17 protein-coding genes are annotated in these 20,218 nt (G+C 62.0%); 8 read left to right on the plus strand and 9 right to left on the minus strand.

The features are described from left to right. Positions 1-133: 133 nt before the first annotated feature. The gene (locus AWB76_RS05205; RefSeq protein WP_061159070.1) at positions 134-901 is read right to left on the minus strand and encodes a sulfite exporter TauE/SafE family protein; all 768 of its coding nucleotides are present in this window, start codon (positions 899-901) and stop codon (positions 134-136) included. Positions 902-983: 82 nt separating this feature from the next. Between AWB76_RS05205 and AWB76_RS05210 the strand changes: the two genes are divergently transcribed. Next, positions 984-1,874: a LysR family transcriptional regulator gene (locus AWB76_RS05210; RefSeq protein ID WP_061159071.1), complete on the plus strand. Its 891-nt coding sequence runs from the start codon at positions 984-986 to the stop codon at positions 1,872-1,874. On the opposite strand, the gene ppk2 is transcribed toward AWB76_RS05210, so the two are convergent. Both ppk2 and AWB76_RS05220 read right to left on the minus strand, forming a co-directional pair. Continuing rightward, positions 1,871-2,962, minus strand: coding sequence for a polyphosphate kinase 2 (gene ppk2 / locus AWB76_RS05215; RefSeq protein ID WP_061159072.1), 1,092 nt, complete (start codon positions 2,960-2,962; stop codon positions 1,871-1,873). The two genes, AWB76_RS05210 and ppk2, sit on opposite strands and share 4 nt — an antisense overlap. A gap of 53 nt (positions 2,963-3,015) precedes the next feature. Beyond that, a complete protein-coding gene (locus AWB76_RS05220; RefSeq protein WP_061159073.1) occupies positions 3,016-3,237 on the minus strand; it encodes an HP1242/YdcH family protein in 222 nt (73 codons plus the stop codon). 220 nt (positions 3,238-3,457) lie between these two features. Between AWB76_RS05220 and AWB76_RS05225 the strand changes: the two genes are divergently transcribed. Beyond that, positions 3,458-3,769: a hypothetical protein gene (locus AWB76_RS05225; protein WP_061159074.1), complete on the plus strand. Its 312-nt coding sequence runs from the start codon at positions 3,458-3,460 to the stop codon at positions 3,767-3,769. A 164-nt stretch (positions 3,770-3,933) separates the two neighbouring features. Continuing rightward, positions 3,934-4,581 carry a VC0807 family protein gene (locus AWB76_RS05230; protein WP_061159075.1) on the plus strand — a complete coding sequence of 216 codons (648 nt, stop codon included), beginning with the start codon at positions 3,934-3,936 and terminating at the stop codon, positions 4,579-4,581. A 1-nt stretch (position 4,582) separates the two neighbouring features. Here AWB76_RS05230 and AWB76_RS05235 read toward each other — a convergent pair whose 3' ends face one another. Next, entirely contained in the window at positions 4,583-5,416 is an 834-nt protein-coding gene (locus tag AWB76_RS05235; RefSeq protein WP_061159076.1) for an alpha/beta fold hydrolase, read from the minus strand. A gap of 24 nt (positions 5,417-5,440) precedes the next feature. Then, the gene (locus tag AWB76_RS38905; RefSeq protein ID WP_244173229.1) at positions 5,441-5,614 is read right to left on the minus strand and encodes a DUF3563 family protein; all 174 of its coding nucleotides are present in this window, start codon (positions 5,612-5,614) and stop codon (positions 5,441-5,443) included. Between the two features lie 454 nt (positions 5,615-6,068). Between AWB76_RS38905 and AWB76_RS05240 the strand changes: the two genes are divergently transcribed. Continuing rightward, positions 6,069-10,025 carry a response regulator gene (locus AWB76_RS05240; protein ID WP_244173230.1) on the plus strand — a complete coding sequence of 1,319 codons (3,957 nt, stop codon included), beginning with the start codon at positions 6,069-6,071 and terminating at the stop codon, positions 10,023-10,025. A 20-nt stretch (positions 10,026-10,045) separates the two neighbouring features. Here AWB76_RS05240 and AWB76_RS05245 read toward each other — a convergent pair whose 3' ends face one another. Next, positions 10,046-10,957 carry a response regulator gene (locus AWB76_RS05245; protein WP_061159078.1) on the minus strand — a complete coding sequence of 304 codons (912 nt, stop codon included), beginning with the start codon at positions 10,955-10,957 and terminating at the stop codon, positions 10,046-10,048. A gap of 409 nt (positions 10,958-11,366) precedes the next feature. Here AWB76_RS05245 and AWB76_RS05250 point away from each other — a divergent pair, with 409 nt between their 5' ends. Then, positions 11,367-12,737 (plus strand): sigma-54 dependent transcriptional regulator, encoded by a 1,371-nt coding sequence (locus AWB76_RS05250; RefSeq protein ID WP_061159079.1) that lies wholly within the window; start codon positions 11,367-11,369, stop codon positions 12,735-12,737. Between the two features lie 337 nt (positions 12,738-13,074). After that, complete coding sequence (locus tag AWB76_RS05255) at positions 13,075-14,433, plus strand: MATE family efflux transporter (RefSeq protein ID WP_061159080.1); 1,359 nt, start codon at positions 13,075-13,077, stop codon at positions 14,431-14,433. Positions 14,434-14,443: 10 nt separating this feature from the next. Here the strand turns inward: AWB76_RS05255 and AWB76_RS05260 are convergent, their stop codons facing one another. The 3 genes from AWB76_RS05260 to AWB76_RS05270 all read right to left on the minus strand — a co-directional run bounded on the left by AWB76_RS05260 (position 14,444) and on the right by AWB76_RS05270 (position 17,871). Continuing rightward, complete coding sequence (locus AWB76_RS05260; protein ID WP_061159081.1) at positions 14,444-15,640, minus strand: acyltransferase family protein; 1,197 nt, start codon at positions 15,638-15,640, stop codon at positions 14,444-14,446. 149 nt (positions 15,641-15,789) lie between these two features. Continuing rightward, positions 15,790-16,968 (minus strand): alpha/beta fold hydrolase, encoded by a 1,179-nt coding sequence (locus AWB76_RS05265; protein WP_061159082.1) that lies wholly within the window; start codon positions 16,966-16,968, stop codon positions 15,790-15,792. 21 nt (positions 16,969-16,989) lie between these two features. Next, on the minus strand, positions 16,990-17,871 hold the full coding sequence (locus tag AWB76_RS05270) for a LysR family transcriptional regulator (protein WP_061159083.1): 882 nt from the start codon (positions 17,869-17,871) through the stop codon (positions 16,990-16,992). Between the two features lie 123 nt (positions 17,872-17,994). On the opposite strand from AWB76_RS05270, the gene AWB76_RS05275 reads away from it, so the two are divergent. Further along, a complete protein-coding gene (locus tag AWB76_RS05275; RefSeq protein WP_061159084.1) occupies positions 17,995-19,278 on the plus strand; it encodes an MFS transporter in 1,284 nt (427 codons plus the stop codon). Further along, positions 19,271-20,155 (plus strand): amidohydrolase family protein, encoded by an 885-nt coding sequence (locus tag AWB76_RS05280; protein WP_061159085.1) that lies wholly within the window; start codon positions 19,271-19,273, stop codon positions 20,153-20,155. The genes AWB76_RS05275 and AWB76_RS05280 overlap by 8 nt, the downstream gene beginning before the upstream one ends. Positions 20,156-20,218 lie beyond the last annotated feature (63 nt).

A 20,218-nucleotide genomic window follows, 5' to 3' on the forward strand; every position in this document is an offset into this window, starting at 1 on the left:
TTCTGCACATCTTCATCGCGTAACCCGTGCAGCAGCACGATCTTCGCCGCGATACTCGCGAGCAGCGAAAGCGCGCCGATGGTCTCGAGCAAGGCGGGAATCATGATGGTCTCCCTTTACGTCGGCGCACCGGTCAGCGGTGCGAAAGCATCGGCCCGTAAGTCTTCACGAAAAAGGCAATCGTGATGGCGGCACTGACGACCAGCGTACCCGCGCGGATCCAGTGCGGCGGCGCGCGCCGGCCGATTTGCGCGCCGCTGTAACCGCCCGCGATCGCCGCGAGGAGCATCGCGATCGTCTCGGGCCAGCGCACCGCCTGCGCTGCCGCGAAAGTCAGCACGGCCACCGAATTCGCTGCGCTCACAAGCAACGTGCGCGGCGCATTCAGGCTCTTCAGGTCGCGCGAATCGAGCAGTCCCCAAACCGCCATCATCATGATCCCGACCGCGCCGCCGAAGTAGCCGCCATACACGCCGAGCGCGAACTGGAGCGACAGAACCGACGCCGCGCCGATATGCCAGCGCCGCCGCAGCGTCTCGCCGAGCTTGCGGCCGAACGCAAGCGTGACGCTCGCGCACAGAAGCAGCCACGGCAACACGAAGGAAAATGTCCTGGACGACGTGGACAGCAGCAGCGCCGCGCCGACGAAACCGCCGACGAGCGTCGTCACGAGCATTCTGCGGATCGATACCGAGCCGACCGGGCCGAGTCCTTCGCGATACGCCCACGCGCTCACCACGCCGCCCGGAAAGAGCGCAACCGTGCTCGATGCGTTCGCCTGAACCGGTGGCAAGCCCGCTGCGATCATCGCGGGGAGGCTGACGAACGAGCCGCCGCCGGCCAGCGCGTTCATCGCACCCGCAAGAAAACCGGCGCCTGTGACGAGAAGAAAGGGTTCCATGCGACAGATGCTAACGACGCTGCCCGCCGCTTACAATCTGGCATTTCCAATGCGAGGCTTCGGTTGATCCGAAGGATGCGCGATGCGTTTCGATCTGACCGACATGCGGCTTTTCCTGACCGTGATCGAGCGCGGCAGCATCACGGCGGGCGCGCAGGCCATGCACCTCGCGCTGGCATCGGCGAGCGAGCGCATCGCGGGAATGGAGGCGGCTCTCGGCGCGCCGCTGCTGGAGCGCAACCGGCGCGGCGTGCAAGCCACCGCCGCCGGCGATGCCTTCGTGCGCCACGCGCGCGCGATTCTCGGCCAGGTCGAGCAGATGCGCGGCGAACTCCGCTCGTTCGCGACCGGTCTGAAAGGCCGCATCCGGATGATGTCGAACACGGCGGCGCTGGCCGCCTTCCTGCCGCCGCGCCTTTCGCGTTTTCTTGCTGCGTACCCGGATCTGTCGATCGATCTCGACGAACGTCCGAGCGTCGACATCGTGCAGGCGCTCGCGGAAAGCCGCGCGGATCTCGGCGTCGTTTCGGATACCGCCGATCTCGGACGGCTGGAGACGCATGTGCTCGCGCAGGATCAACTGGTGGTCGTCGCCAACCGCGCGCACCGGATTGCGGGAGCGAGTGCGGTGGCGTTTGCGGAGATTGTCGGCGAGGCGTTCGTCGGGCTGTCGGATGCCGCGCTCGAATTGCATCTGGCCGAGCGCGCATCGCGGCTCGGCAAGCAGATCAGCTATCGCATCCGCATGCGCAGTGTCGACAATGTCGGCATGCTCGTCGAGGCGGGCATCGGGCTCGCGATTTTGTCCGAGGCATCGGCGCGCATGCTGGAGCGGCCCGCGCTCGCTGTCGTGCCGCTCTCCGAGCCGTGGGCCGCGCGCCGCCTGCATCTGTGCACCCGCGACTTTCGCGCGCTCACGCCGCACGCGCGCCTGCTCGCGGATACGTTGATGGACGGCGCCGCCGCGAGCTAGAACGGCCGCCCGACGATGAACGGATCGACCGCGCCGATAGCCTTCAGATCGCGATTCGCATACGGCAGCTTGTGCAGCACATAGCGCAACGCATTGAGCCGCGCGCGCTTCTTGCAATCGGAGCGCACGACAGTCCACGGCGTATCGGCGCTGTCGGTATGCGCGAACATGGCTTCCTTGGCGTCGGTGTAAGCGTCCCACTTGTCGAGCGACGCGAGATCGACCGGACTCAGCTTCCATTGCTTGAGCGGATGAATCTCACGCTCCTTGAAGCGGCGGCGCTGTTCCGCCCGGCTCACCGAAAACCAGAGCTTGATGACGTGCGTGCCGCTTTGCGAAAGATGCCGCTCGAACGCGGGCACCTGCTGCATGAAGTCGTCGTATTCGCGCTGCGTGCAGAAGCCCATCACGCGCTCGACGCCCGCGCGGTTGTACCAGGAGCGGTCGAAGAGCACGATTTCGCCCGCCGTAGGCAAGTGTTCGACGTAGCGCTGGAAATACCATTGACCGCGCTCGCGCTCCGACGGTTTTTCCAGCGCGACCACGCGCGCGCCGCGTGGATTCAGATGCTCCATGAAGCGTTTGATGGTGCCGCCCTTGCCCGCCGCGTCTCGCCCTTCGAAGAGAATCATGACGCGCTGGCCGGTGTCGCGCACCCACGCCTGCAACTTCAACAACTCCACCTGAAGCCGATACTTCTGCTTCTCGTACGCGCGCCGCGACATCAGATTCCGGTACGGATAGCCGCCATCGCGCCACGACGCCGACAGTTCGTCGTCGGGATGGACAGCGGCGTTGCCGGTTCGCAGCATGGCGTCGCCATCGAAGAGATGGGTGCGCAGGGCCGACACTTCATCCGGCGACATACCGCCGATCAGGGTTCTGACGGTATCCACGAGCGATTCCGCCTGTGCGCCGTCTTGCGAGTCGAATCGCTTCAGGATGTCATCCAGGCTATTCGTCAGCAGGCCGTGCGCCGCTTCGACCGCGCGGCCCGTTTCTTCCTGTTCGATGGAAAGCGGTTTCGTTCGTGCTGCGACGTCGCCATCGCTCGATTCAGCAGTGTTACCTGGCGATATCAACTTCATTCCTTCCTCAAGGTTGTTGCTCCGATGTCTCTGTCTCTCACGCCGCCTCGTCTTCAAGCGGCTTCGTGCGCCTTTCTCAGAACCGCGTAAAGCTTGTCCTTCAGCAGCAGCTTTTCTTTCTTCAGCGATTCGATGGCGAAGGTATCCGCGGGCGTCACACCCGTCTCCATGTTGTGGATCTGGTGGTCGAGTTCGTTGTGACGCTCGAAGAGCCGGGAGAAGTGGCTGTCCTCGGTCTTCAGACGCGAGATGAGATCGCGATACTCGGGAAACATGCTTGATCCTCCGGTCGTTGAAAATGAGTCGTTCGAAGTACATATTACCGAGCGGACGAACCCTTTTCTTAGACGAATATCAATCGACGGCGCGTTACAGCGTCGCAGATCGCGTTCGAATGCACTTAGGCAAAACCATCTTCCTATCGGGTATCTTCCTTGCACACAATGTTGGCGCTGGCCGGGCATTTGCGCGGCCGGCCGAACCAAGGAGGCCGTCATGAAGAAAGACCGCAATCGCGCGCCGGGGCGCGTCCTGCACATTGCGTTGATCGCCGGCGCTGCTGGTCTGTGCGTTGCCACGACAGCCCACGCGGATAGCCAGGCCGCAAAGAAGATGGGACAGATGGGCGTCATCAATCAGACATTGCAGCCGAAGCCCCTGAAACCGGCGACGCCCAACACGCCCAATGCCGCGACCACCACGCCGAACTACAACGCGAACTCGAACTACAACCCCAATGCCGGCAACACCGCCAACGGCGCCGTGCCCGGAACGCCGGGCGCCGCGGGCACGCCCCCGCGAAAGTAGCTGCACTTTCACCCCATTCGGGCCGCGCGCTGCATCGCGCCGCGGCCTGACTCTCCCTCTTTCGACAACGACGAACGCGCGCGCGTGCACGCGCACATTCGCGCACGTCCGATCTTTTATACTTGGCTCACGGCCCAGCGTCCAATGCGCACATTCCTGAGTCCATGAAAAAGATCAAGCCCGGTCTCGTGCTCGAACTCGTCGCCAATCTGCTGCTTCCGTGGCTTGCGTATCGGCTGGCGCTGCCGTATTGGGGCGATGTCGGCGCGCTCTACGCATCGGCCGCGCCGCCGCTCGTGTGGAGCATCGTCGAATTCGCGCGCTCGCGCCGCGTCGATGCGCTCTCCGCGCTGGTGCTGTTCGGCATCGCGCTGTCCATCGTGATGCTCGCGATGGGCGGCAGCCCGCGCATTCTGCTCGTGCGCGAATCGCTCGCGGCGGGCGCGACGGGCATCGTCTTTCTGATCTCGCTTTTTTTCGAGCGCCCACTCATCTTCTATCTCGCCCGCGCCACCGTCACGCGCGAGCAGGAAAACGGCGCCGAGCGCTTCGAGGCGTACTGGAGCGAAAGCGCTTCGCTGCGCCTGTCGTTGCGGCTCATGACGCTCGTGTGGGGCGTCGGACTTTCGCTCGAAACCGTACTGCGCTTCTGGTTCGCGTGGACGTGGCCCGTCGAGCGCTATCTTGTCGTGTCGCCGGTCGTGAGCTACGTGATCTACGGCGGCTTGCTCGCGTGGACGTTCTGGTTTCGCGCGCGGCTCATCCAGCGGCAGGGCGAAAACACTTCATCGCGAGACGGTCTCCTCGGCTAAATCAGGCGAGCGGCGCGCACGTCGCACTGGCGATGTGATCCGCGATCGCCGCATTCACCGCGCTTGCATGCGTGAGCGGACCCATGTGTCCCGCATCGGGCACGACGATCAGCTTCGCCGCCGGCATCAGATCGGGCAAGGTTTCCGCGATCAGGCGCGTCGGCGCGGGTGCGTGCTCGCCGCGCATCACGAGCGTGGGAATGCGCAGCTTCGCATACGCGCTCGCCGGCGTGGGCTCGTGGATCAGCGCGCGAAAATCGAGTGGCGCTTTCGGCACCCAGCGTGTGAGCATCGCCTGCACGGACGGCCGTAACGCGGACCACGCGCCGTGCCCGCCCCAATAGTCGACGAACGAACGGGCCGCGCCGCGCAGATCGCCCGCGACGACGCCCTCGGCGGTGCGCGCCGCGATCGTGAGAATCTCGGCGAACTCCGTTGCGCCGCGCGCGCCCATGCCCTTCAGCAGATGAAACGCCGATGGCTCGTAAAGCGTGATGCTCGCGACGCCGTACGGCCGCTCGAGCGCCGCGCGCAAAGCGACGCCGCCGCCATACGAATGCCCGACGAGATGCACCTTGCCGCGCTGGCGATCGATGATCTCGACCGTGCGTGCCGCTTCGTCCGCGAGCGTGAATGCCCGCTCGCCGCTCCACGGGCCGACGCTGTCGCAACCATAATGCTCGGGCGCGATCAGCGTATAGCGCGGATTGTCCGTATCGGGTGAATTGAGCCCGTCGAGCATTTCGCCGAGCTGACGCCATTGATTCGCGCCCGCGCCCGAGCAATGCAGCGCGATGACCGGCGCGGCGGTACGTTCGTCGTTTGAAGCTGTCATCGTTCGTTCTCGCTTGGTGAAAGGTCAGGCGTCGGCATCGCACGCGCGCATGCGGCGCTCCAGTTCGCCGATATCCACGCACGATGCGAGATAGGCATCGCGGCGGCTATGCTCGGCTTGATCCAGCAACATCCCGGTCCAGCGGATCAGATGCGGCACCATGATGTCTCTTCCGATATTGATTAGGTATCCCAACATAATTTGCTCCACTTTCGCCGACGGGTCCTGTCATGAAATGCCGGCAGAGCGATCGTGTAAAACCGGTGAATCCGAGGGTCGCTAAGTCGGCGGGTGCCGGCATGCAATGCAGGCACCGTGCCAGTTTCGCGAAACCTCGTGCTGCAAGGCCTGAAGCGAATCCAGCGGCGCGCCGGACGACACGAATGTCGGGCGCGGGCCAACGCTTCCCGTTCCGTCAGTCGGCGGACGTCGAACAGGTCGCCGGAGCTTGCCGGAAACGGCTCCTTGCGTGAGATACGGCGAAAACCGCGAAAATATTCCCGTCGCGCGGGGTCAAGCTTGGGCGTCGCCGCGCCGTAAACGGGTCTGATAGCCGCGCTTGCCCGTCGATCGGCCTCCTGCGGACGGCGCGATAAGATACGGCAGCGTTCGACCTTTGCGTCCTGCCATCGCTCATTCGGAGACAAACGGCGTGCACAGTCGCCATTCGCTCACTTTCAGGATGACGTTGTTCATCGTCGTCGTCTGCGTGCTTCTGGTCGGCACCGATCTCTGGCGCAGCGTCGCGGCGCGCCGCGTGCAGCTCGACGAGATGACGACGGCGACGTCCAACCTCGCGCGCGCGATGGCGCAGCATGCGAACGACACCTTCAAGGAAGCCGATACCACGCTCATCGGCATGGTGGAGCGCGTCGAGGAAGACGGCACGTCGCCGGAGGCGCTCGCGCGTCTGCACCGCTCGCTCGTGTCGCGCGTCGAGCAATTGCCCCAGTTGAACGGGCTTTTCATCTACGACAAGAACGGCGCCTGGATCGTCAACTCGCAAGCGAAGCTGGAATCGCGCTTCAATAACTCGGATCGCGAGTACTTCGAATATCACCGCACGCATACCGATCAGACTTCGCATATCGGGCCGCCGGTCAGGAGCCGCTCGACGGGCAAGTGGATCGTGCCGGTATCGCGCCGCATCGATGCGCCGGATGGCAGCTTCGCGGGCGTCGCGCTCGCCACCATCGACATCGACTTCTTCTCGCGTTTCTACGACAGCCTCGACCTCGGTCAGTCGGGCGCGGCGGTGCTCGTCCTGAATTCCGGCGTGATGGTCGTGCGCCGTCCGTTCGAGGAGCGCTTCGTCGGCAAAAATGTGAACGACACCGCGCTTTACCGATCGCATATCGAACAGGGGCGCTCGGGCGTGTTCACGACGCGCTCGTCGCAGGATCACATCACGCGTCTGAACAGCCTGCGGGAATTGCAGGACTATCCGCTCTTCGTCGCGGCGGCGCTCGCGGAAGACGAGATCCTCGCGCCGTGGTGGCGCGACACGCTCTGGCATGCCTCGGTGACGACCGTGCTTGCGCTCGTCATCGCGATGTTCGGCGCGCGGCTCGTGCGTCAGGTGACCGCGCGCACGCGTATCGAGCAGGCGCTCGCGCGCAGCCTCCAGACGACTCAGACCGTGCTCGACACCGCGATCAGCCCGATCATCACCGTCGATGAACGCGGCGCGATCCGCTCGTTCAACCTGGCGGGGGAGAAGGTATTCGGCTACAAGGCGAGCGAGGTCATCGGCCAGAACATCCGCATGCTGGTGCCACCGCCGCATCTGGATGCGTATAACGAATACATCATGCAATTCAAAGGCGATCACGGCGTCGCGACCGCCGATTGTGAACTCGCCGGGCAGCGCAAGGACGGCACATCGTTTCCCGCGCATGTCTCCACGGGCGCGATGCGTCTCGATGGCGCTCTGCATTTTGTATCTGTAATTACGGATATTTCCCGGCAGCGGAAGGAGCGCAGCGAGCTGGCGCACGCGCGCGACCAGTTGCTGCTCGCCGCGGACATCGCCGAACTGGGAATCTGGTCGTGGGATATTGCGACGGGCAAGCTGCACTGGAACGCGCGTATGTTCGAGCTCTATCAATATCCGCCCGCAATGCTCGACAACGGCCTGCATTTCGAGCATTGGCGTCTGCGCCTGCATCCCGAGGATCACGACACGATCATGGCGAATCTGCACGCGGCGGTTGCGGGACGCATCGACTCGCTAGCGCCGTTTCGCATCGTGCTGCCCGACGGCACCACGCGACGCATTCAGAGCGGCCTGCGCATCCAGCGCAACGCGAACGGCACGCCCGTTGTGATGACCGGCGTAAACTACGACGTCACCGATCAATACGAGCTGGAGTTCCACCTGCGCAACGCGAAGGAACAAGCGGATGCAGCGAGCGCGGCGAAATCGTCGTTTCTCGCTAACATGAGCCACGAAATCCGCACGCCGATGAACGCCGTGCTCGGCATGCTGCATCTCGTGCAGCTCACGGCGCTCAACGCGCGTCAGCAGGACTACGTGACCAAGGCCGAAACCGCGGCGAAGTCGCTGCTGAATCTGCTCAACGATATTCTCGACTATTCGAAGATCGAGGCGGGCAAACTGCAACTCGACAGCCATCCGTTCGAGCCGGAAAAGCTGATGGAAGAACTCGGCATCGTGCTTTCGGGCAATCAGGGCACGAAGGACGTGGAAGTGCTGTTCGATCTCGATCCGACCCTGCCGGCGATGCTCGTCGGCGACAGCTTCCGGCTTCAGCAGGTGCTCATCAATCTCGCGGGTAACGCGCTCAAGTTCACGTCGGCGGGGCAGATCGTCGTGAGCGTGCATCGGCGCGATGACGCGCATGACGATGCCACCGGCGATGCCGTGCGCGTGCGTATCGCGGTGAGCGACAGCGGCATCGGTATCAGCGAGGAACAACTCGAACGCATCTTCGAAGGCTTCACGCAGGCGGAAGCATCGACCTCGCGCCGTTACGGCGGCTCGGGACTCGGGCTCGTCATCAGCAAGCGTCTCGTCGCGATGATGGGCGGTCAGCTCGAAGTCGAAAGCCGCGTGGGCGAAGGCAGCCGCTTCTGGTTCGATATCACGCTCGGCGTGCAAACGACGGGCCTGCTCGTGCGTGACGATAGCGCAATCCTCGAACGCGGCGCGCGCATTCTCATCGCCGACGACAATGCGATCGCGGGCGAGATCATGTCGCGCACGGTGCGCTCGCTCGGCTGGCACGCGGACGTCGTGACGAGCGGCACGGAGGCGGTCCAACGCATCCTCGACGCTGCGCTGAACGATGCGCCCTACGACATCGCCCTGCTCGACTGGCGCATGCCGGGACTCGATGGCCTAAATACCGCAAAACGAATCAGCACGATGACGGGCCGCGCTACGCCGCCTCTCGTGCTGCTCGTCACCGCGTTCGGCCGCGAAGTGCTGAGAGAGTCGCAGGAAGGCGGCGCCGCGCCCTTCGCTGGTTTTCTCACCAAGCCCGTGATACCAAAGCAACTCGCCGCCGCGATCCGTGCAGCGTTGCCTCGTGGTATCGAAACGATGCCGCCCGATGCGCCGCCCGCGACGAACACCATGCGCCGCCTTGCAGGGCTCTCGTTACTCGTGGTCGAGGACAATGCGCTCAATCGACAGGTCGCCGAGGGCCTGCTGCTCGCGGAAGGCGCTTCCGTGACGCTCGCGCAGAGCGGCCGTGAAGGCGTCGATCGCGTCGTGGCCGCGAACATGCACTTCGATGCCGTGCTCATGGACGTGCAAATGCCCGATCTCGACGGACTCGAGGCGACGCGCCTCATTCGCGCGGACGGCCGTTTCGCCGCGTTGCCGATCATCGCGATGACGGCCAATGCATCCGGCGCGGATCGCGACGCGTGTATTCAGGCTGGCATGAATGAACACGTGGGCAAGCCGATCGATGTCGAACGGCTTGTTGCCGTGCTGCGCACACATGCAGGACACACGCCGATAACGTCGGATGCACAGCACGCGGTTGCGGATGAACATGAGTCGATCATCGAGCCGCGCGATTCGATCGTCGCGCGCTTCGGCGGTAACGTCGAGCTGATCCGCAAGTCGATCGACGGCTTCGGTGCACAGACCGCGCAACAACTGGCGCTGCTTGCCTCGGTGCTCGCAGCGCATGACACGCAAGACGCCGCATCGATACTGCATACGATAAAGGGCAGCGCGGGCACGATCGGCGCTGCATCGCTCGCAACACTCGCAAGCACGCTTGAGACCGATGCACAACTTCTGGATTCCGCGCGCGCAGAACTGCCGCGCATGCAGCGATTGCTTGCATTGAGCGTAGCGCAACTCGTCGATGCATTCGGGCTGCCGCAATCGCCCGCGGAACATGCAACGAACGCATCATCGCTCGAAGACGATGAGTGGCGTGCGCGTCTCGCTGCTATCGTCGAATTGCTCGATGCATCCAATCTGCAAGCGATCGGGCTCTCAGAGAATCTGTCGGCGCATGCGCCGAATGTGCATCGCGAAGACTTCGAGCAGTTTCTCGCGCGTGTGCGCGCACTCGATTTCGCGCGCGCTTCGGAAATCGCGCGCGATATGCTCGAGCAGGTTTGAGAGCGACGAGACGTTACGAGCTAGCGGCCTCGTCCGTCGCGAACGTATAGCGGAAAAGGATGGATGTTCGTGCCGCCCGACGATTCCAGCAGCGCGCGCAATTCTTCCCGCGCCTTGCGTGCCGAAGTCAGCGCGCCTTGCACGCGCGCCTGCAGCACGGCGGGTCTGGCCGGCTTTGCGATGACATCGGCCGCGCCTGCATCGAGCGTGCATTGCTCGGTTTCGACATCGCGCGCATCGCCCAGCACGATGATTGGCACGTGAGCGAGTTCCGACAACAACGCGCGCACGGCTGTGCAAGGGTCATCGCAGCAACGCGTATCCAGCACGATCGCATCGGGCTCTTTGCTTTGCGCGAGACGCAACGCCGCATCGCAATCTTTCACGAGGTCGAGTGCGCCGATAGCGTCAAGCGCATGACGATGCGCCTCGATCGTGTCGTTTCCAAGGATGCCAAATACGCGCACGCCCGTGGGTTTCGACGCCGCCGCCTTGCCCTCTTCGTGTCGACGCGCCAGCGCCTCCATCACGCGTTGCCGCAAACGAAGCTGTGCCCGCACGCGTGCTTGCAGGCGCGGCGCGACGAGCGGTTTGATCACGTAATCGGCTGCGCCTATGTTGAATGCGTCGACTTCGAGAGCGGGGGCATCGTGACTCGTGACGAAGATCACCGGCACGCGTGCGAGCTTTGTATCTCTCTTGAGGACCTCGCAGACGTCGAAGCCCGTCATGTTCGGCAGATTGGCGTCGAGAAGAATGAGATCAGGCGTCGACTCGCGCGCCAGCGCAAGCGCGGCCTCGCCGGTCGTGGCGAAGCGCTGGTTGGGGAATTCCGCGAGCATGCCCCCGATGACGCGAATCATCGCCGGATCGTCGTCGACGAGAAGCAAACGCGGCTGATACGTTGAAGCGGAGTTCTCTGCAGTATCCATGTTCGAACAGGTAATCATCAGACGATAAGCACTGGGTGAACTGTACGCCCGCAACGAGTGCGCGGCAAGTCCGAATTTAAATGAAGGTATTAATTATCTGATATTTCAGCGCTCGGAAATTTCGATTGTGCTGATAGTTGCAGCGCTGAACATATTCATAAGCGAATAAGTAATTTGTTCCTTGCCCTTGCCGGGCCGCTTTTTCAGGCCGCACAAGGGTTAGCCGATTAACGCACGCGCGTTCGATGGAATTTAGCACGGGCGTCTCGCAAAAAATGCTATGACGTTTTTAATCGATTCCGCCGATCAATGTAAACATTCAAAAACGGCTTATCGTTTGCGAGGCTTTTTAGTTTGCGGCATCCGGGCGCATACTCACTGACATATCTAAAAAAGCCGGGAAAAAGCCATGTACGGGGAAGCCAGAACGCTCTATTTCGTCGGTCGCGCGGTATCGGACGATCTGTCCGAGCGCTTGTGCGCTCGTGGCTGGACCATCGAGCGCATCGATCCCGCGAAGCCGCCCAAATCCGCCAAACACGGCAAACGTGCTGCGGCGGGTATCGTCGATCTCACATCCCGCGGCTTTGCCAAAGAAGCGGCCACACTCACCGGAATGCTCGCAAGTTATCAGATCGGCTGGGTGGCGACTGTCGATGCCGAGCATGTCGATAGCCCGGATATCTGCCGCCTGATTCGCGATTTCTGTTTCGACTACGTGACGGTGCCTTCCACCGCTGACCGCATCGTCGATGCAGTCGGACATGCATACGGCATGGTATCGCTGCACGACGCCGCAAGCGATCCGCGCAAGGAAGAATGCAAGGAAGGCAACATGGTCGGCTCTTGCGACGCAATGCAGGCGCTGTATCGCTCGATTCGCAAAGTCGCAATGACCGATGCGCCCGTTTTCATCTCCGGCGAATCGGGCACGGGCAAGGAACTCACGGCCGTCGCAATTCATGAGCGCTCAGTGCGGCGCGAGCAGCCATTTGTCGCGATCAACTGCGGGGCGATTCCGGCGCATTTGCTGCAATCCGAGCTCTTCGGTTATGAGCGCGGCGCGTTCACCGGCGCGAATCAACGCAAGATAGGCCGAGTGGAAGCCGCCGACGGCGGCACGCTCTTTCTCGATGAAATCGGTGATCTGCCGCTCGAAAGCCAGGCTAGCCTGCTGCGCTTTCTGCAGGAACGAAAGATCGAACGCCTCGGCGGACAAGGCTCGACCGATGTCGATGTGCGCATCATCTCGGCGACGCACGTCGATATGCAAACGGCAATGCTCGAAGGACGTTTCCGCGCGGACTTATACCATCGCCTGTGCGTGTTGCAGATCGACGAGCCGCCCCTGCGCGTGCGTGGCAAGGATATCGAAGTGCTTGCGAATCACATGCTCGATCGCTTCAGAAAGGACGCAAGCCGGAGGCTGCGCGGCTTCGCGCCATGCGCCATTGCAGCGCTGCATAACTACGGCTGGCCCGGCAATGTGCGCGAGTTGATCAATCGCGTGCGTCGCGCAATCGTCATGTCGGAAGGACGTCAGATTCTCGCAAGCGATCTCGAACTCGGCGAATATGCGGAAGCCGCACCGACGACGCTGGCGCAAGCACGCGAAGCGGCCGAGCGGCAAGCGATCGAAGTCGCGCTGTTGCGCCATCGCGGAAGGCTCGGCGAGGCCGCGGATGAATTGGGCATTTCGCGCGTCACCTTGTATCGCATGCTGACTGCTTATGGACTGCGCCCGAAAACGGAAAGACCGCTGGAGGCCTCGGGCGGATAGCGTCCGGAGTGCGTGAATCATGATTCGCTTAAGAACGCGTTAAGGAACCTTCATCGGCGCTTGCCACTCCAACCACCGCATCGTGAAAGCCTGAGGCGGCATTCGCGCAACATGCGCCGTTAGCCCCGTCACGCATTTCCTCTCGTAGCCCGCTGGCGTTCTCTCGCGCCGCCAGACCGCGCGCTACGCAGTCTCGTTTCATTCATATGCGCCCGCCCCAGGTGTCTCTGGCGCGCTCATATTGCGCTCATGCGCCATGCCATAACATCGACTCGCACGTTCAATGCGTCGCGAATGCATATTGGCGTGCCTAGCGAGTAACGTCGGATTGTCAGTCATGGTTTCGCATAACAACGCTTCTCTCGTTCGTCAATTCTCGAATTACGCAGTGCCCACCGTGCTCGCCGCATGGGTGTACTGCATGCACTCGGTCATCAGCGGCATTTTCATCGGACAGCATGTCGGCCCGGATGCGCTCGCCGCATTGAATCTGCTCGTCCCTTTGCTTTATCTGCCGTACGCATTCAGCGTGATGATCGGTGTGGGCGGCTCGACGCTCGTCTCCCGATTGCTCGGTGAGCGGCGCGAACGCGATGCCGCGGAAGCCTTTACACAAGCCCTCTGGCTGCTCGTGTTATGTGGCGTGACATTCGCACTGGCGATTCATTTTTATGCCGATACTTTCGTCCAATGGACAGGCGCGCGCGGTGAACTTGCGCGCCTCGCGAAAGACTTCCTGCATGCCTATGCGCCATTCGTTCTATTCCCGACCGCGTGCTATGCACTCGAACTGTTTTTGCGGATCGAAGGCGCGGCGAAGTTCGGGCTCGTCTGCCTGATCGCGGGCGGCATTGTCGATGTCGCCTTGACATGGTGGATGGTCGGCCATTTGCAATGGGGCATGCGCGGCGCAGCGCTCGCATCCGGCATTAGTCAGGCGCTCGCCTGCATGCCGATGCTCGCCTATCACTTTGTCAGGGCGCGGCACGTTCGGCCTGTCGCGCATGCCTTTGCGCGGCTCGACCACGCGTGGCGCATGGCGTATAACGGCGCGTCCGAGTTTCTTGGTGAGATCGCACCGAGCGTCACGCTGTTCGCATTCAATCACGCGATATTGCGCTGGCTCGGCGATACGGGTCTCGTTGCGTTCGCTGTCGTCGAATACATGACGATGATCGCGTCGGTCACGATGGTCGCGCTCGTGCAAAGCATGCAGCCGATCGTGAGTTTTCAGCGCGGCGCGGGCAATGCGCACGCCGTCTCGCGCGGCTTTTCTATCGGCATCATGGTCACAGCCGGCTTCGCGCTCGCCGCAGCCTTCGCCATTCTCACGCTCGCGCAACCGCTCGGCGCGCTCTTCGTGCCCGACAGTCCGGCAGCACAAGCACTGCTTCGCGATGCATTGCCGTGGTGCGCGCTCGCGTTCCTGCCCGCCGCGATCAATGTCGCGATCAGCGGGTATCTGACCGCGATCGAGGCGCCGCTTGCCTCGATGATCGTCGCCCTGTTGAGAAGCTGGTTGCTATTGTTATCGATGCTCTGGCTGCTCTCCGAGTGGTTCGGACCGCGCGGCATCTGGATGACGGTCGCCATGACGGAACTGGCGACGCTCGCCGTGAGCATTGTGCTGTATGTCAGGCGTGGCCGGCGATTCGATTTGCCCGCGCCCGCCACGGCAAATCAGGTGCTTTCGTAAGCGTTCGCGATCAAGCATCGCGCGTCAGATGAAAACGTCGATCGACCAATGCGAGCAGGCGTCTCGACAAGCGCGTCGCACGCCCTTGAATCAGCCGGTCCGACACGCGCGACAGGGCATAAGACACGACCAGCACCGCGATCAGCGTTGCGCCGAATAGCGCGAGCGACGTCTCTCCATTCTTCTGTCCGAAGGTGCGATCGAAGAAATGAAACGTCACGTAGACGCAGATGAAGTGCCAGAGATAAATGCCATAACTTTCGCGGCCGAGCGCGGCGGCCGCGCGCCGAACGAGCGTGCTGCGCGGCACTGCATGCTTGTTGTCGCGATCCCTGCGGGCTTGAAGCGAACACACGAACAAGAGAAACGCTACGGCACTGCATGCAGCGAACACGGGGGCGAGCGCGTGCGCCTTGTCGAGCCATACGCCTAGCGCAGCGGTCGCGAGCCCGAACCCCAGCGCAAGCGAAAAATACATCCACGATACGCGCTTCGTCACATCGGAAGCGCCGAGCAAATGCGAGCGAAACGCATACCACGCCCACATGCCGACGATGAAACACGGGCCTTGCACGGGCGGCCAGAAATAGCTGAACGTGTTGTTGGCGACATTGCAATCGAGCGTGCCGTTGCAATCGCTCATCGACATCACGGCATACGACACGCCGAGCAGCAATACCGTAGCCAGCAGCAGGCGCACGCGATTCATCGCCAGGACAAACAGAAGCGGCGCGATCATGTAGAAGAGCATTTCCACGCCAATAGACCATCCTCCCGGCACGACGTTATTGATCGCGGTCGGCGAAAGCGCGTGCAGAAACACCATGTTGAGCAGAACGTCCATCGGGCCGTGTGCGCCGAGAATCCATGCGCGGTCGATGCCCGATCGAGTCGCACCATAACTGATGAGGCCATAGACCGCGATCGCCGCGTAATACAACGGCGCGATGCGAAAGAAACGTTTGATATAGAAGCGCAGCGTGACATGACGCGCATCGGCGCAGCGCGCGTGATCCATTTCGAGCGTCATGAAGATCGTGATTGCGCTGATCACGAAGAAGAGCTGCACGCCGTATTGACCCATGCGCGCAATGAGCGACACGGCGCCCGGCAGATTGGGAAACTGAAACGACAGGTGTACTGCAACGACCCCGACGATCGCGAGCGCCCGGCCTGCGTCGAGCGCGGCAACACGTCCTTTATCCATCGATATTCTCCTCGCGGTTCATGCCGACCTACAAATAAGGCCGCGAGGCCCGTGGACAAATGCGCTTTCAGTGAAGTTCCGCCGAACGGCTCAATGAGCGGTAACTCTTACATCAGGAAACTTCATACACGTCTCGATACATTTCAGCGCTAGAGCGCGGGCGCGCCTTGCCTCAGGAAGCGCAGTATCCGGCTGACCACCGTGCCGGGCTGCTCCTGTTGCACCCAGTGACCGGCCCCTTCGATCAGATGCGTTGCGCGGAAATCGGTACAGGCGAGCACGCGCATCGCTTCGAAATCGCCCGGCCGCTGGTAATAGCCCCAGTCGCTTGCGCCCGCGATGAAGCATGACGGCACGTCGATCGTGCGTCCGGACCACGTCCGTAACGCAGCAGCAAAACGCGGATCGGTGCCGCAGCGATACCAGTTCAATCCGCCTTGAAATCCCGTGCGCGCGTATTCGCCGGCATAGATGTTTAAATCGCTATCGGACAGCCACGCGCAGGCCGCGAACTGATCGACGTCCGGCCTATGCTCCGCGACGGTCTGCGGCATCGTCGCGTCCGCGTTCATCACATAGTAAGTGGGCAGTATCGCCAGTTGATCGGCTGTGACGGATGCCAGCGGATGGGGATGATTTCCCGGCCAGTCTGCGCTCTTGACGTGGTAGTACGCACGCAGAAACGCTGCGAGCCCTTGCGGTGCGTGCCACATGTCATCGTTGGCCTGCGCGCCCGAGTAATACCATTGATAGTGCTTGCGCGGCGGATCGAGCGATGCAAGTCCCGCTATCGCTTCAGCCATAACCGATGAAGCCGTTTCCACGCGTGCGAGCTTTGCATCGTTCTTTGCAGTATTGAAGGCGAATGCGGGCGGCCCCGCGAAAGGCGCGCTCATCATCACGACCGATGCGAATATGTCTGGGCGAATCAATGCGCACCAGGCGGCGACTGGCGAGCCGAAGTCGTGACCGACCACCGATGCGACCCTGCGATAACCCAGCGCCGATACAAGACCCAGCACATCGCGCACGAGGTTCGGAAAGGTGAATTCGTCGAGATCGATATCGAAGGATGCAGCGCCGCCAACGGTGCGCCCATAACCTCGCTGATCCGGTGCCACGACATAGAGGCCCGCATCGGCGAGCGGCTTCATGACTTTGCGCCAGCTATAGGCAAGCTCTGGAAATCCGTGCAACAGCACGATGCAAGGCCGCTCGGGCGCATCGAATCCGGCTTCGAGCACATGCATCGACAGGCCATTGCCGTTGTCGATCATGCGCGCGCGAATGCCCTCCGGCAAAGGCAGATCCTTCAACGACTCGTTCATATACGTCTCCTTGCAAACGACTCATGCGTCGAGCAAAGCCGCGAAGCGATCCGCGAGCGTCGGGCGCGAGCGCATCGGCCAGATTGCGCTGAGTTCAAAGGGCGGCAGGTTATCGCCGTCGCGCACGTCGCAGAAGCGCACGCCGGCGAATTGCAGTGCCGTCACGGATTGCGGCAGCAGCGATGCACCACATCCCGCCGCGACGCAAGCCAGTACCGTCAGCGACCGATTCGCGTCCTGCACGACATTCGCCTCGCACCCCGCCTTACGAAAAGCACTCAGAATGCCCGCGCGGACGACCGGCAATTGATCGCTCGGAAACCAGACGAGGCCGGCATCGGATAGCTCTTTCAAACCGACTTTACCGTCAGCGCCGATAGAAAAAGACAACGGCAGCACGGCCAGCAGGCGCTCTCTGACAATCAGCTTCTCGCGCATGCGTCCACCCACGGCGACAGGCGTATGCAGCAAACCGATATCGATCGTGCCTTTCTCCAGCGCACTCGCCTGCTCCGCATTGCTCATTTCCCTGAGCATGAGTTCGACGTTAGGCACTTCTTCGCGCAGCGCAGCAATTGCGCGAGGCAAAAGGCTGAAAAGCGCCGCCGATGCAAAGCCGATCGTCAAACGCCCACCGCGTTGCGCACCGATTTCGCGTGCACGATGCGATGCGGCATCGATGCGCGCGACGCTCAATCGAATGTCCTCGACGATGGCGTCGCCCGCTGGCGTCAATTGCGCGCCGCGGCGTGTGCGCTCGAAGAGCTTCACGCCGAGGTCGCGTTCCATGCGTGAAAGCGCCTGACTCAAGGCGGGTTGCGCGATATCGAGTACTTCGGCCGCGCGCGTGACGCTGCCTGCATCCACGACTGCGAGAAAGTATTTGAGGTTGCGCGTCTCCATGTCTCGAGCATATCAAAATGCTATGAAAGATGAACGTATCCATAGTATGCGAGACCGGCATTCGTTTCTAGAATGCAGTGGCATATTGAACAAGAACCGGCTACCGCCAACAGGAGACACAAGATGAATTGGTACCGTGAGATTTCCACGGCGGAAAAACGCACGCTATGCGGATGTTTTGCCGGCTGGGCACTCGATGGCGTCGACACACAGGTATTCAGTCTCGTCATTCCGACACTTATCGCGACATGGGGCATCGGCAAAGGACAAGCGGGCTTGATCGGCGGGGCGACGCTCGTCGCGGGCGCATTGGGCGGGCTCTTTGCGGGCGTGCTTTCCGATCGCATCGGACGTGTGAAAGCCTTGCAGGTGACGGTTCTCTGGTTTTCGCTCTTCACGTTCCTCAGCGCATTCGCGCAAAATTTCGAGCAATTGCTCGTGCTGAAGTCGCTGCAAGGGCTAGGCTTCGGCGGCGAATGGACGGCGGGCGCGGTATTGCTGAGCGAGACCATACGCGCAAAACATCGCGGTAAGGCTATGGGCATCGTGCAAAGTGCATGGGGCTTCGGCTGGGCGGGCGCGGTATTGCTTTATACGATTGTGTTCTCGTGGGTTTCCCCCGATTGGGCCTGGCGTGTCCTGTTCGCCATCGGCCTGATCCCGGCGCTGCTCGTCATTTATATGCGCAGACATATCGAAGAGCCGCCACGCGAATCGAAAGTTGCTGAACAGGATCACGCCCAGCGTCAAGGTGCTTTCGCGATTCTCGCTGGCATCTTTCATCCTTCGGTGCTGCGCACGACGATCGTCGGCGGATTGATCGGACTTGGCGCGCATGGCGGATATCACGCCATCACCACATGGCTGCCGACTTACCTCAAAACCGAGCGCCATTTATCGGTGCTCGGCACAGGCGGTTATCTTTCGGTCGTGATCGCCGCGTTCATTATCGGATGCTTTGTCAGTGCCTGGCTGCAGGACAAGATCGGCCGCCGGAAGAATGTGATTCTGTTTGCGATCTGCTGCGCGATCACGGTGAATGTCTATGTCTTCCTGCCCATCGGCGATATCGGAATGCTGATTCTGAGCTTTCCGCTCGGACTGTTTTCCGCGGGCATTCCTGCGACGCTCGGCGCGCTTTTCAATGAACTCTATCCGCAAGGCGTGCGCGGCACGGGTGTCGGCTTCTGCTACAACTTCGGGCGCGTGGTGTCCGCCGTGTTCCCCGTGCTCGTCGGGCACATGGGCAATTCCATGCCGATCGGACAGGCGCTCGGCATCGATGCGGGCATCGCGTATGGACTCGTCGTCGTGGCTGCGTTGCTTTTGCCTGAAACGAAGGGGCGACGCATTGCCGCTGTACCCGGTCAAGCCGCGACGACTGAGCGCTCGCCTAAGCATGTCTGATACATCCATGACGCATTCACTTCACTCCACGCTCGTCGACGAGCATTGGCTCGAATCGACGCCCGCTTCAATCGAAACAATCGACAGTCACGCGCATGTGTTCGTGCGCGGCCTGCCGCTCGCGCCCCATCGCCGGCATGCACCCGATTACGACGCAACGCTCGATGCCTACGCCGAGCACTTGCGCATCAATGGCGTATCGCACGCCGTGCTTGTGCAGCCCAGCTTTCTCGGCACGGACAATTCGTTTTTTCTAGACGTGCTCAAGCGATATCCGCGACGATTTCGCGGCGTGGCCGTCATCGATCCGTCGATTGACGACGCCGAATTGCATCGGCTCGCGACGCTCGGTGTCGTTGGCATGCGGCTCAATCTTATCGGCGTCGCGTTGCCCGATCTGCGAGAAGCGCCTTGGCGCGCGTTGTTCGAGCGCATCAATGCACTAGGTTGGCATGTCGAGATTCATCGCGATGCTGTCGATCTGCCGATGCTCATCACACCGCTGCTCGAACAGGGCTGCACGATCGTAATCGATCACTTCGGCCGCCCCGATCCTGAATTCGGCGCGGACGATCCAGGCTTTCGCTATCTTCTGACGACGGCAAGAACCGGGCGTGTGTGGGTCAAGTTATCGGCCGCTTATCGCAGCGTGCACGGAGAAAACGGCACATCGCTCGGCATGACGCTCACGTCCGCCCTGCTCGATTCGTTCGGCGCGGCTCGGCTCGTGTGGGGCAGCGACTGGCCGCATACACAGCATCAAAGCCTGATCGACTACGGCACTTCACGCGATGCGCTCGACGACTGGATTCCGGACGCATCGCTGCGTACCATCGTGTTGCGCGATTCGGCGCGCGTCTTGTTCCGCTTCCAATGATCTTTGCGCGAGCGCTGAAGCGCATCGCGCGTTAGCATTGCAGACGCGGGCGCGCACCTGAGC

The sequence above is a fragment of the Caballeronia temeraria genome (assembly GCF_001544795.2).
Classification (GTDB): Bacteria; Pseudomonadota; Gammaproteobacteria; order Burkholderiales; family Burkholderiaceae; genus Caballeronia; species Caballeronia temeraria.